We start from the raw sequence: 12,166 nt of genomic DNA, 5'->3' as shown, positions 1-12,166 counted from the left end.
GTCTCTCCTCGTGGGGTCAGGCACGCTGCGGCGCGGATGCCGCCTCGGCCTCGGCCTCGGCGCCGGTGTCGGCCCCGCGCTCGGTGACGGTGGTGGTGGACGGCGACGTGCGCTCGGACGCCTCGACACCGGGCCCCGAGGCCGCGGCCGGCGCCGGCGTGGAGGGCGCCGCCGGGCCCGTCGTGGCCGCTCCCGATGCCGGGGTACGGCGGGTCGGGCGCAGGAAGAGCAGCAGGACGGGGACGGCGTACCCGATCCAGGCGATGGTCTCGAGCACGGTGGGCGCGGGGGTCACGTTGAACATGCCGGCCAGCAGCGCCGCGTACCAGGTGGTCGGGTCGAGCACGTTGGTGATGTCGAACGCCAGGTTACCGAGGCCGGGCAGGACACCGGCCTCCTGGAAGTCGTGCACGCCGTACTTGAGGATGCCGGCGGCGACCAGGATCAGCAGCGCGCCGGTCCAGGTGAAGAACTTGCTGAGGTTGATCTTGAGGGCGCTGGCGTAGAGCAGCACGCCGAGGACCACGGCGGTCACGATGCCGCCGATGAGCGCGAGCAGCGGTCCACTGTCCCCGGCCGCGCCCTGAGCCGCGGAGTAGAAGATCAGCGCGGTCTCCAGGCCCTCGCGGATCACGGCGAGGCAGGCCATTCCGGCGACGGCGAGCGACCCGACGGCGAGCGCCTCGGTCAACTTGCCGCGGAGTTCACCCGCGATGGTGCGGGCCGCCTTGCGCATCCAGAAAATCATCCAGGTGACGAACACCACGGCGGCGACGGAAGTGATCGCCTCGAACAGCTCGCGATCTTCGGAACGGGCCAGCAGCGAGGTCGAGGTGTACTCGATGAGCCAGCCGAACAGCACGGAGAGCGCGACGGCCAGGCCGACGCCGGCCCACACCTGGGGCAACCGGTCCCGGCGCTGCGACTTCACCAGGAAGGCGACCAGGATGCTGACCACCAGGGTCGCTTCCAGGCCCTCCCGCAGGCCGATCAGGTAGGTGGCGAACATCCCCGCTCCGTGTTCATTAGGCACGCCTTCACTAACTTAGGGCAGCCATACCTTCCTCCAGTTCAACAGCCCCGTCAAGTTGTTCATGGCAAGCTCACTCTTCCCGTGACCTGGCCTTCGACGCCCCGCCGCACGCCGTCCATCGACCGACCGTGCGAGGATCCCCGTCGTGAAAGCCTTCCTGCCGTGGCTGGCGGTGCTGGCCGTGGTGATGCTGCTCAGCGCGCTACGCCAGCGAACCCTGGCCACCGTCGTGTCGCTGGCCTGGCTGGCCTGGTGCGCCTGGACCTGGCTCCGCCCCACCCGCCGCCGCAACTAACCCACCCCCGCGCCCGCACCCCGCGCCCCGCCCCCGCACCCCCGCGATCTTGCACTTTCTGCGGCGACATATCAGGTCTAGCCGCGCAAATCGTCCACCGAAACTGCAAGATCGCGGGGGCGGGCAGGCAAGGTCGGGCAGGCAAGGTCGCGCGGGCGGGGGGCAGGCGGGAGCGGGGGCGCGAGGCCCGGGCGCGGCGGGTAGGGGCGGCGGAAACGACGAACCGGGCCGGCTGCTCGCAGCCGGCCCGGTTCAGGAAAGGTTGATCAGTAGCGGTAGTGGTCCGGCTTGAACGGGCCCTCCGGGGAGACGCCCAGGTACGCGGCCTGCTCCTTGGTGAGCGTGCTCAGCTTCGCGCCGAGCGCGCCCAGGTGCAGGCGGGCCACCTTCTCGTCCAGGTGCTTGGGCAGCACGTAGACGCCGACCGGGTACTCCTCGGTCTTGGTGAACAGCTCGATCTGGGCGATCGTCTGGTTGGCGAACGAGTTCGACATGACGAAGCTCGGGTGCCCGGTGGCGTTGCCCAGGTTCAGCAGACGCCCCTCGGAGAGCACGATGATGGCGTGCCCGTCGGCGAAGCGCCACAGGTCGACCTGCGGCTTGATGTTGATCCGCTCGACGTCGGACCGCTTGGCCAGGCCCGCCATGTCGATCTCGTTGTCGAAGTGGCCGATGTTGCCCACGATGGCCTGGTGCTTCATCCGGGCCATGTGGTCGTTGGTGATGACGTCGAAGCAGCCGGTGGCGGTGATGAAGATGTCCGCCTGCTCGACCACGTCGTCCAGGGTGGCGACCTGGTAACCGTCCATCGCGGCCTGGAGGGCGCAGATCGGGTCGACCTCGGTCACCACGACCCGGGCGCCCTGACCGCGCAGCGACTCGGCGCAGCCCTTGCCCACGTCGCCGTAGCCCATGACCACGGCCATCTTGCCGCCGATCAGCACGTCGGTGGCCCGGTTGATGCCGTCGATCAGCGAGTGCCGGCAGCCGTACTTGTTGTCGAACTTGCTCTTGGTCACCGAGTCGTTGACGTTGATGGCCGGGAAGAGCAGCGTGCCGGCGCGGTGCATCTCGTAGAGGCGGTGCACGCCGGTGGTGGTCTCCTCGGTCACGCCCTTGATGCCGGCCGCGATCCGGGTCCAGCGCTGGCCGTCCTCGCCCAACGAGCGGTGCAGCAGCTCGAGGATGACCGCGTACTCCTCGGAGTCGGCGGACTCGACCGGCGGCACCACGCCGGCCTTCTCGAACTCGGTGCCCTTGTGCACGAGCAGGGTGGCGTCACCGCCGTCGTCGAGGATCATGTTGGGGCCCTCGCCGTCCGGCCAGAGGAGCACCTGCTCGGTGCACCACCAGTACTCGGGCAGCGTCTCGCCCTTCCAGGCGTACACCGGAACGCCGGCGGGGGCGTCGGGGGTGCCGTCCGGGCCGACGACGATCGCGGCGGCGGCGTGGTCCTGGGTGGAGAAGATGTTGCAGGACGCCCAGCGGACCTGCGCGCCGAGGGCGACCAGCGTCTCAATCAGGACGGCGGTCTGGATGGTCATGTGCAGCGAGCCGGTGATCCGCGCGCCGGCGAGCGGCTGCGCCTCGGCGAACTCCCGCCGGATCGCCATCAGACCGGGCATCTCGTGCTCGGCGAGCTGGATCTCCTTGCGCCCGAACTCGGCGAGCGACAGATCCGCCACCTTGAAGTCGCCGTCGGCGAGCGTGCTCGGCCGGGCCTCGGACGGCGTACCGCTGGCGGCCGCCGGGAGGGTGCTGGTCATGAAAGCTCCTGTCGAACGATGTCTGCGCCGATCCTCCACCTTACGCGCGCCAGCGACGGCCGCCCGGGGACGGGCAGCGGACAGCGCACGGGGCGGTCGGTGGTGGACAGACCTGCTGCCCGCCTCCGCCCGCCCCGCGCATCCCCCCGGTTTGGTTCCCCGCACGTTGCCGGACCGTCGTCGCGATAACGCTGCGTACTCATAGAGTCACACTCAGGCAATGCTGAGTCAAGCTATTCCGGGAAAGTCGGACTTGTGTCGGATCAGCGCAGGCCCGACGTCGCCACGTACGCCTCGCCGTCACCGCTGATCCGCAGCGGCTCGCCGGCCGCCGTGCCGATTGCCGCCTGACCGGACGTCAACGTCAGAGCGCCCGCCCCGTCATCGACCGTCACCGAGCCCGCGCCGCAGAGCACCACCCGGGGACCGGGCAGAGCCAACGTGGCCTCCGGCACGTCCGCGCCGACCCGCACCCGGTGCAACGCGAAGTCGTCCACCGGCACCGCCCAGCAGTCCACCCCCGGGGCGACGTGCCGGGCGGCGCGCACCGGATCGTCCAGCACCTCGAAGCGCAGCACCCGCACCAACTCGTCCACGTCGACCCGCTTCGGCGTGAAACCGCCGCGCATCACGTTGTCGCTGGCCGCCATGATCTCGACGCCACAGCCGCTGAGGTACGCGTGCAGGTTGCCCGCCGGCATCCAGATCGCCTCGCCCGCCACCAGCCGCACATGGTGCAGCAGCAACGCCACCAGCACGCCCGGGTCGCCCGGATAGGCCTTCGCCAGCCGGCGGGCCAACTCGGCGTCCGGGCCCTCGACCGCCGACGCCACGACGGCCCGCAGCAGCCCGTCGCGCTCCGCGACCGGCCAGCCGAGCAGCGTCCCCACCGCCGTGCGCAGGCCCGCCGGCCCGGTGCGCAGCGCGTCGACCACGGGCCCCAACTCGGGTACGCCGAACGCGGCGAGCGCCTCGGCCGACTCCACCGGATCGCGGAAGCCGCACAGCGCCTCGAACGGGGTGAGCGCGACCAACAACTCCGGCTTGTGGTGCGGGTCGGTGTAGTTGCGCTCCTCGGGAGGAAGACCCGCCTCGGCGGCGAACCCCGCCCGGGCCTGCTCGGCATCCGGATGGGCCTGCAGGCTCAGCGGCGAGTCGGCGGCGAGGACCTTGAGCAGGAACGGGAGCCGGCTGCCGAAACGGCCGGCCACCCGTTGGCCCAGCCACTGCCCCGGCTCGTCGCGTACCAGGTCACAGAGGCTCACCCGGGCTCCGGCGCGCTCCACGCTGGCCGGGGCGCCCGGGTGGGCGCCCAACCACAGCTCCGCCTCCGGGCCGGGGCTGGGCACCGGTCGCCCCTGCAACAGCGCGATGGCGGAGCGGGACCCCCAGGCGTAGTCCCGGATCGGTCCGTACAGCGGTTCCACCGTCTCAGACCCCGGGCCGTCCGACCGCCTCGCCCGCGGTCTCCTGCGGCTGCGGTACGGCGGTGTCGGCAGCGGCGCCGGTGCCGGCCTTGGCGGCGGCGACGCTGTAGATGTCCGGCTCCAGGTAGATCACCCGAGCGATCGGCACGGCGGTACGGATGCGCGCCTCCACGGCGTTGATGCCGCGAGCCAGGGCCTCGGCGCTCTCGCAGGACGGTACGCCGATCTTCGCGGCCACCATCAGCTCTTCCGGACCCAGGTAGAGCGTCTTCATGTGGATGATCCGCTCCACCTCGGGGCCCTCAGTGATGGCCCGCTCGATGGCCGCCAGGTCCTGCTGTTCGGCACCCTCACCGAGGAGCAGGCTCTTGGTCTCGATGGCCAGCACGATGGCGATGACCACCAGCAGGACGCCGATCATCGCGGTGCCGGCGGCGTCCCACCGGCCGTCGCCGGTGGCCAGCGTCATGCCGACGCCGAACAGCGCGAAGACCAGACCAACCAGGGCGCCGAAGTCCTCCAGCAGCACCACCGGCAGCTCCGGCGCTTTGGCCCCCCGGATGAAACGCACCCAGGACTGCTTGCCCCGGATGTGGTTGGACTCTTTGATCGCCGTCCGGAAGGAGAACGACTCCATGGCGATCGCCGCCAGCAGCACCGCCACCGGAAGCCACTGCCACTCGGTGATGCCGTGCGGATCCGACCACTTGTGGTACCCCTCGTAGAGGGCGAACAGTCCACCGATGCTGAACAGCACGATCGACACGATGAACGCGTAGATGTAGCGCTCCCGGCCGTACCCGAACGGGTGTTCCGGCGTGGCCGCGCGCTTCGCCCGCTTGCCACCGAGCAGCAGCAGACCCTGGTTGCCGGAGTCGGCGACCGAGTGGACCGCCTCGGCCAGCATCGACGAGGACCCGGAGAGCAGGAACGCGATGAACTTGGTGACGGCGATGCCGACATTGGCCAGCAGGGCGGCGACGATCGCCTTCGTCCCGCCGTTCGCGCTCACGCCGCCACTTCGCTTCGGGTCGTGGTGACGTTCGTGCCGCGCCGCCCCCTGCTTTCGTTCACTGGTTCGACAGCTCCTTCATCTCAGTGATGGCCGGTACGGCCATCGGGTCCAACCCGTGTGCCAGAGCAAGATAGATCGAGGCGAAGTCCGGTACGGCGATCAGCGAGGCCAGCCGCTCCAGAGCCGACCCGCCCTCGGCGGTCACCACGTCGCACCGAACGCCACGGCGCTCGGCGAGGGTCTGCACCGCGTCCGCGCGGCGCTCCTCGACGGCGAGCGGCTCGTCCGTGTCCTCGTCGGCGTTCAGCCCACCGTCGCGCAGCAGCACCAGCCGCAGCCGGGTGCCCTCGCCGTCGTCCTCCGACGGGTCGGCGAAAATGTCCCGCTCGCCCTCTGCCAGGCCGCCGAAGACGCCGTCCAGCAGCCCGACCCGCCCCCGCCCGGCCTCGCCCAGCGCGCCGGTGACCACCGGGTAGCGGGCGTTCGCGGACAGGGTGTCGCCGAACCGGCGGGCCGCCACGGTCGCCAACGGCGACGAGCCCCAGACGATCGGGATCGAGCCGGCCAGGCCCAGCGCCAACGACTTGGCCGGGTTGACGAACGAGTCGGCGGTGGACCGGCAGCGGTCAGCGTCCGCGTCGAGCCGGGCCGCCGTCTCCGCCAGGTCCGCCTCATTGACCTTCACCAGGCCGAGCGACCGCGCCGCCAGCAGGACCGGCACGGTGAGCGCCCAGAGGCTGGCCCGGGCCGGTGCCCGTCGGGGCACCGGGATGAACGGCGCGCGGGCCCGCTCGGCCACCGACTGCAACTGCGAGTCCGGTGCGCCCACCGCGACCAGTCGAGCGCCGCGCCGGTGCGCGGCCTCGGCGGCGCCGAGCGCCTCCGGGCTGCGACCCGACGCGCTCACCGCGATCACCACGTCGGCGGCGCCCACCCAACCGGGTACGCCTGCGCTGCGGTGCCCGATGATCGGGACCGGGCAGCGCGGCCCGGCGACCGTGGCCAGCACGTCACCGGTACGCCCGGCCGTGCCGATGCCGGCGATCACCACGGCCCGGGGCCGCCCGTCGTCGGCGAGCACCGCGAGGTTCGCCTCGGCGGCCAGCGCCGCGCTCTCGCGTACCTGGGCGCCGCCCGAGGCGGTGTGCCGCAGCATGTCGCCCGGGTCGTGCTCGGCCAGCGCGTTCGGGTTGTCGAGCAGGGCTTCGTCGGCGTCGCGCCGACCGCTGACCCCGGCCGTACCGTCGATCATGACTGCTGCCCGGGGCCGCCACGCGCCTCGTCGAGGAGCAGCACCGGCACATCGTCGCGGACCTCGAAGATCCGACCGCACTCCGTGCAGGTCAACGTCTGCGCCTCCGCGTCGTAGGTCAGCGGGGCGTGGTGCGTGTCCGGGCAGGCGAGGATCTCGAGCAACTGCGGATCCAGGGCCATGGCACGGCTCCTTCCACGAGTGCGGGTCACCGACGGCGGTGCCGACCGGCGCAGGCGATCTTATCGGCGAACGCGGTCGAGCACCTCGTCCCGGAGCGAGACCATCCGCTCGCGGGTGGGCGCCTCGACGTTGAGCCGCAGCAGCGGCTCGGTGTTGGAGGCGCGCAGGTTGAACCACGCGCCGTCTTCGAAGCGCAGCGTCAGCCCGTCCATCTCGTCGGTCGTCGCGTCCGGGTACGCGGCCCGCACGTCGGCCACCGCCGCGGCCTGGTCGGCGACCGTCGAGTTGATCTCGCCGGAGGCGACGTAGCGCTCGTACTCGCCGGCCAGCACGGACAGCGGCAGCGACTGCTCGCCCAGGGCGGCCAGCGTGTGCATCGCGGCGAGCATCCCGGTGTCGGCGAACCAGAAGTCCCGGAAGTAGTAGTGGGCGGAGTGCTCCCCGCCGAAGACGGCGTTGGTGCGGGCCATCTCCGCCTTGATGAAGGAGTGCCCGACCCGGGCCACCACCGGCTCCCCACCGTGCTCACGGATGATCTCCGCGACGGCGCTGGAGGTGATCAGACCGTGGATCACGGTGGAGCCCGGGTGCTTGGCCAGCTCCCGCGCCGCCACCAGGGCGGTGATCGCCGACGGCGAGACCGGCTCGCCGCGCTCGTCGACCACGAAGCACCGGTCGGCGTCGCCGTCGAAGGCCAGGCCGATGTCGGCGCCGTGCTCGACGACGGCACGCTGGAGGTCGACCAGGTTCGCCGGGTCCAGCGGGTTCGCCTCGTGGTTGGGGAAGCTGCCGTCCAGCTCGAAGTAGAGCGGCACGATCTCCAGCGGCAGGGCCGACAGGGCGGCCTCGCCGAGCACGGTGGGGACGGTGTAGCCACCCATCCCGTTACCGGCGTCGACAACCACCTTCAGCGGCCGGATGCCGGAGAGGTCGACCAGCTTGCGCAGGTACGCGGCGTAGTCCGGGAGCAGATCGCGCCGCTCGGCCGGCCGGGTCGGCTCACCCGCCGGGCGGGACGCGCCCGAGTCCAGCATCGCCTGCGCCCGGTCACGGATCTCCGCCAACCCGCTGTCCTGGCCGATCGGCCGCGCGCCGGAGCGGCACATCTTGATGCCGTTGTACTGCGCCGGGTTGTGACTGGCCGTGAACATCGCCCCGGGCAGGCCGAGGGAGCCGGAGGCGAAGTAGAGCAGGTCGGTGGAGGCGAGCCCGATCTCGATCACCGAGCGCCCCTCGGCCCGTACCCCGGCGGCGAAGGCGGCCGCCAGGCCGGGCGAGCTGGCCCGCATGTCGTACCCGACGACGACGGCGTCACCGGGCTCGTCAGTGGCGTTGAGCAACTGGGTGAAGGCGGCCCCGAGCGCCTCGGCGGCCCGTTCGTCCCACTGGTCCGGCACCGTCCCTCGGACGTCGTACGCCTTCACGATCTGGGACAGATCAGACACTAGTTCCGCTCCTTGGCCGCAGGTTTCCAACGAACCTGAGCGTATCGGAGCGACCGGACCGCGCCCCGCTCAGCCGGGGAGCCGGGGCATGAACACGGTGTGGTCGCCGCCGTCCGGGTCGTCGGGCCGGGGCCGAGCACCCGGATCGCCGGGGGCACCCGGCATGACCTGAGTGGCGTCCGGCATGACCTGGGTGGCGTCCGGCGAGGGCGTGGCGGGTCGTGCCCCGTAGACGCCGCCGGGAGCGGGTCGCGGGACGGGTACCGCCGGCGGCTGCTGGCCGTACACCGGGCCAGGGTGACCGGGCGCGGCCGGCGACCCGCCACCGGCGCGGTAGGTGGTTCCACCGGGGTTGCCCGGCAGCGGGCCGGGCTCGTCGGTCGGCGTGCGGTCCTGCCGGGAGCGGCGGACCAGCAGCACGATCAACAACACACCCACCGCCACCATCGCGATGCCGAAGAACATGATCAGCGAACCGCCACCACCGGCCTTGGCGGCCACCGCCGTCGTCGAGGGCCCGACGGAGGCCGGGCTCAGTACGGCCGGATCCACCACCTCGCCCGCCGCCGCGACCTCGGTCGGGGTCGGTGTCGGGGTCGGGGTCGGCTTCTTCGACGGCGTCGGGGTGGGCGACGGCGAGAGCCGCCCGGCGACCTTGGCCGTGTCGCTGCCCTGCCCCAACTGCTGGCCGGCGGCGGTCAGACCCACACCGGTCACGGAGAGCCGACCGCCCGGCGTACCGGCGGCGAACGCCACCCGGTACCGCACGGTGATGCCCTTGCCCTTGCACAACGTCGGCTTGGCCGGCGAGGTCTGCGCGGTGCTCACGTTGCCACCACCACCGGACACGCTCACCGGGAACCAGCGTCCGCCCGCGTTGACCTGGACCGCCACCTGATCCGGCTCAAGACCCTCAAGGCTCAGGCCCAGAGCCGTACGCAGCAGGACGCATCCCTCGGAGCGCTTGCGCACCGCGACGTTCACTCCCTGCGGGGAACCTCCGGCGGCGAAGCTGCTGGCCGCACCCACACGGACCGAGTCTTCGTCGGCCAGCGCGGGTGACGCACCGAGCATCACCAGACCGACCAGCAGACCGCAGACCGTCGCGAGCCGTGCGGCACGTCGACGCAGCGTCATGATCACCTCACCGTTCCTCCCCGGGTGGGGTCCGCCGGACAGGCTACTACCGGGCCACTCCCACCACCGGTCATAGAGCGGCCGGTATGTGTGCGGCGTTACGGTCTACGACCCGCGTCCGGCCCGGGCGAGAGCGTCACGGCAGAGCCGGTCGGCGGTGCGCGTCGTCTCGGGAAGGCGATAGCGCGGCGTCAGCGCGGGCACCTGGGCAGCGGCGTTCTCCAGACTCATCCGGTGCCCGACGCTCACGAAGACCGGCTTGACCCCGTCCCGGGTACGCACCACCCGGCCGAGCACCTCACCCCCGTCGCGCAGCGCCGACCAGGCGCCCCGCTCGGCGGCCGGGGCTTCCCACTCGCCGACCAGCGGCGTCTTTCCCACTCCGATCGCGGGCAGGCCGGTGACCACCCCGAGGTGACAGGCCAGCCCGAACCGGCGCGGATGCGCCACCCCGTGCCCGTCACAGACCAGCAGGTCCGGGATGGTCTTCAACGCGTCCAGGGCGGCGAGCAGAGCCGGCGCCTCCCGGAAGGCGAACAACCCCGGCACGTAGTCGAACGCGGGCCGGCCCAAGCTGACCGCCGAATCCACCACGGTCAGCGTCCGAGCATCCAGCACGGTCACGGCCGCCGCGAGGAGGTCACCGCTCTCGGCGTACGCCACGTCCAGGCCGGCCACCGGCTCCGGCGCGAGCGGGCCGGGCCCGACCAGGTCGACCAGCGGCCGCAACTCCTCCTGTACGGCCACCGCCTCCGCGACCGAACGCGGAGTCCGGGTCAGCGCCGCCCTTGATCCACTCCATTTCAGCGATGTCGCGGTATCCCGCACCCCCGGACACCCCGATATCGGCGATGTCGAGTCGATCACGGCTCCCCGTTGGCGCCGTCATCGACCCGCTTCCGGGTGGCACCGAACGCGATACCGACGACGACGGCCATGGCGACACCGAACGCCACCCCTCCCTTCGGGCCGAACGAAGGGATACCGATCGCCAGGCCGAACAAAAGGCCGACCGCCCACGCCCAGAAACCGGAACTGCTGCTGCCCGTAGTGGATCTCGCCATGGAGCGATGTTAATAAACACGGTCAACCGCCGCTCGGCGCTACGGAGAGGGCTGAGCCGCGCAGCGATGGACCCACCGTGTGATCAGGCGAGCTTCAGCTCGTCGCGGGCCTCGTCGATCCACCGGACGATGCCGTACGCGCCGCTGCCGGTAGCCAGTGACGTGGCCTCGTCGAGCAGGTCACGGGCCGCGTCCCGGTCACCGTCGCTCGCCGCCAGGTCCGCCAGACCGATCAGATTCGCCGCCACCCCCGGCGTGAAGGACACCTTCCGGCGCAACCGCGTCGACTCCTCCAGCAACTCCCGCGCCGCCTCGACCCGGCCGGCGGCCTGCTCGCCGAAGCAGAGGTGCCGCAGCACGTACGAGAGGGTCAGCTCGTCCCCCGCCTCCGTCGCCAGCTCACGCGCCCGCGCGAAGGCCGGATCGGCGGCGGCCTGGTCCTGCCGGATCACCTGGTGGACCGTGCCCACCCAGAACAGCGCCTCACCCTCACCACGGGCGTCGCCCACCTCGCGGTAGAGCTGCGCCGCCCTCTCGAAGAGCGACATCTCGGCCGCGTCCTCCGCGCCGGTTTCGAGGAAACGGGCGTGCAACAGCCGTCCACGAGCCAGGGCCGTGTCCGCCTCCACCGCGACGAGATCCCGCTCGGCCTCGTCCAACGACGTCGCGTCACCACCGAAGACCGCCTGCTCGTAGCGCTCCTGCGCCCGCGTCAACCGGACGTCGAACCCATCGGCCATCACTGACCCACCCTTCCGTCGATACGTTCGCGTAGGAGATCGGCGTGGCCATTGTGCCGCGCGTACTCCTCGATCATGTGCACCAGAAGCCTGCGTAGCACGATGACGTTGCCGTCGCGTTGCCGCCCCTGCACGTCGAGATCCGCCGCCTCGCTGACGAACTGTTCGGAGAACGCCACCTCCGCACGCCAGGCCCGGTACGCCTCGTCGACCACCGTCGGATCGGCGACCGCGCCGTCGAAGTCGCCGTCCGGATCGTCGTCCGAGCAGTACCTTTGGGGCGCCGCCTGGCCGGCCATTGTCCTGCGGAACCAGCCGCGCTCCACCTCGGCCAGGTGACGGATCAACCCGAGCAGCGACATCGTCGACGGTGGCACCGACCGTCGGGCCAACTGCTCGGCGTTCAGGCCGTCGCACTTCAACTCGAAGGTGAGGCGTTGGTCGCGCAAATACTCGACGAGAACGGTCCGCTCGTCAGCGAAGTTGCCGTCCGAGCGTGGGTCGTCGTCCGGATGAACGAACAGGTACGACCAACCGAAGGTCCGCGTGGGTTCGCCGCCGGAGGTCGCCGCCTCGGCGCGTGAGTCAGCCATACGGCGACTCTCGTCGATACCCGCCCTCAGCGGCAACCGGAAACCCGGTTGGCCGTCTTCGCTGGTCATCGGTGCATCGTGAGTGGAGCGCCGGCGGCACTCCCCCGTGTAGGCCCACGCCGAGCGCGACGATCCTCAACTAGATGATCGATTCCAAGGGGTCAGTGGTCGTAGGCGGTCAGGGATCGCATGACCGGTTGGCCGGTGTGCCAGTTG

13 protein-coding genes are annotated in these 12,166 nt (G+C 71.4%); 1 reads left to right on the top strand and 12 read right to left on the bottom strand.

Annotated elements, in window-relative coordinates; translation table 11 throughout:
• Positions 1–16: 16 nt before the first annotated feature.
• The gene (gene efeU, locus ACLQ25_RS18740; protein WP_425732129.1) at positions 17–1,009 is read right to left on the bottom strand and encodes an iron uptake transporter permease EfeU; all 993 of its coding nucleotides are present in this window, start codon (positions 1,007–1,009) and stop codon (positions 17–19) included.
• A gap of 169 nt (positions 1,010–1,178) precedes the next feature.
• On the opposite strand from efeU, the gene ACLQ25_RS18735 reads away from it, so the two are divergent.
• Complete coding sequence (locus ACLQ25_RS18735; protein WP_357134730.1) at positions 1,179–1,328, top strand: hypothetical protein; 150 nt, start codon at positions 1,179–1,181, stop codon at positions 1,326–1,328.
• 266 nt (positions 1,329–1,594) lie between these two features.
• Here the strand turns inward: ACLQ25_RS18735 and ahcY are convergent, their stop codons facing one another.
• The 11 genes from ahcY to ACLQ25_RS18680 all read right to left on the bottom strand — a co-directional run bounded on the left by ahcY (position 1,595) and on the right by ACLQ25_RS18680 (position 11,950).
• On the bottom strand, positions 1,595–3,094 hold the full coding sequence (ahcY, locus tag ACLQ25_RS18730) for an adenosylhomocysteinase (RefSeq protein WP_425732128.1): 1,500 nt from the start codon (positions 3,092–3,094) through the stop codon (positions 1,595–1,597).
• A 263-nt stretch (positions 3,095–3,357) separates the two neighbouring features.
• The gene (manA, locus tag ACLQ25_RS18725) at positions 3,358–4,521 is read right to left on the bottom strand and encodes a mannose-6-phosphate isomerase, class I (protein ID WP_425732127.1); all 1,164 of its coding nucleotides are present in this window, start codon (positions 4,519–4,521) and stop codon (positions 3,358–3,360) included.
• A 4-nt stretch (positions 4,522–4,525) separates the two neighbouring features.
• A complete protein-coding gene (locus tag ACLQ25_RS18720; RefSeq protein WP_425732126.1) occupies positions 4,526–5,533 on the bottom strand; it encodes a cation diffusion facilitator family transporter in 1,008 nt (335 codons plus the stop codon).
• A 58-nt stretch (positions 5,534–5,591) separates the two neighbouring features.
• Entirely contained in the window at positions 5,592–6,788 is a 1,197-nt protein-coding gene (locus ACLQ25_RS18715; RefSeq protein WP_425732125.1) for an SIS domain-containing protein, read from the bottom strand.
• Positions 6,785–6,970, bottom strand: a complete 186-nt coding sequence (locus ACLQ25_RS18710) for a Trm112 family protein (RefSeq protein ID WP_007455824.1) — start codon at positions 6,968–6,970, stop codon at positions 6,785–6,787. The genes ACLQ25_RS18715 and ACLQ25_RS18710 overlap by 4 nt, the downstream gene beginning before the upstream one ends.
• A 60-nt stretch (positions 6,971–7,030) precedes the next feature.
• Positions 7,031–8,416 carry a phosphomannomutase/phosphoglucomutase gene (locus tag ACLQ25_RS18705; RefSeq protein ID WP_425732124.1) on the bottom strand — a complete coding sequence of 462 codons (1,386 nt, stop codon included), beginning with the start codon at positions 8,414–8,416 and terminating at the stop codon, positions 7,031–7,033.
• 69 nt (positions 8,417–8,485) lie between these two features.
• Entirely contained in the window at positions 8,486–9,553 is a 1,068-nt protein-coding gene (locus ACLQ25_RS18700; protein ID WP_425732123.1) for a hypothetical protein, read from the bottom strand.
• Between the two features lie 105 nt (positions 9,554–9,658).
• Positions 9,659–10,300 carry an endonuclease V gene (locus ACLQ25_RS18695; RefSeq protein ID WP_425732122.1) on the bottom strand — a complete coding sequence of 214 codons (642 nt, stop codon included), beginning with the start codon at positions 10,298–10,300 and terminating at the stop codon, positions 9,659–9,661.
• A gap of 116 nt (positions 10,301–10,416) precedes the next feature.
• The gene (locus ACLQ25_RS18690; RefSeq protein ID WP_425732121.1) at positions 10,417–10,617 is read right to left on the bottom strand and encodes a hypothetical protein; all 201 of its coding nucleotides are present in this window, start codon (positions 10,615–10,617) and stop codon (positions 10,417–10,419) included.
• Between the two features lie 83 nt (positions 10,618–10,700).
• A complete protein-coding gene (locus ACLQ25_RS18685; protein ID WP_425732120.1) occupies positions 10,701–11,357 on the bottom strand; it encodes a tetratricopeptide repeat protein in 657 nt (218 codons plus the stop codon).
• Entirely contained in the window at positions 11,357–11,950 is a 594-nt protein-coding gene (locus tag ACLQ25_RS18680; protein ID WP_425732119.1) for a DinB family protein, read from the bottom strand. The genes ACLQ25_RS18685 and ACLQ25_RS18680 overlap by 1 nt, the downstream gene beginning before the upstream one ends.
• Positions 11,951–12,166 lie beyond the last annotated feature (216 nt).

The sequence above is a fragment of the Micromonospora sp. DT44 genome, assembly GCF_049841635.1.
In the GTDB taxonomy this organism is placed as follows: Bacteria; Actinomycetota; Actinomycetes; order Mycobacteriales; family Micromonosporaceae; genus Micromonospora.
This window is presented reverse-complemented; position numbering and strand designations above follow the sequence as displayed.

Bases quoted from the DNA above. Each gene is read 5' to 3' on its own strand.
- ACLQ25_RS18710 (WP_007455824.1), bottom strand. From the start codon at position 6,970: ATGGCCCTGGATCCGCAGTTGCTCGAGATCCTCGCCTGCCCGGACACG.
- ACLQ25_RS18690 (WP_425732121.1), bottom strand. From the start codon at position 10,617: ATGGCGAGATCCACTACGGGCAGCAGCAGTTCCGGTTTCTGGGCGTGG.
- ahcY (WP_425732128.1), bottom strand. From the start codon at position 3,094: ATGACCAGCACCCTCCCGGCGGCCGCCAGCGGTACGCCGTCCGAGGCC.
- ACLQ25_RS18685 (WP_425732120.1), bottom strand. From the start codon at position 11,357: ATGGCCGATGGGTTCGACGTCCGGTTGACGCGGGCGCAGGAGCGCTAC.
- ACLQ25_RS18715 (WP_425732125.1), bottom strand. From the start codon at position 6,788: ATGATCGACGGTACGGCCGGGGTCAGCGGTCGGCGCGACGCCGACGAA.
- ACLQ25_RS18680 (WP_425732119.1), bottom strand. From the start codon at position 11,950: ATGGCTGACTCACGCGCCGAGGCGGCGACCTCCGGCGGCGAACCCACG.
- ACLQ25_RS18700 (WP_425732123.1), bottom strand. From the start codon at position 9,553: ATGACGCTGCGTCGACGTGCCGCACGGCTCGCGACGGTCTGCGGTCTG.
- efeU (WP_425732129.1), bottom strand. From the start codon at position 1,009: ATGTTCGCCACCTACCTGATCGGCCTGCGGGAGGGCCTGGAAGCGACC.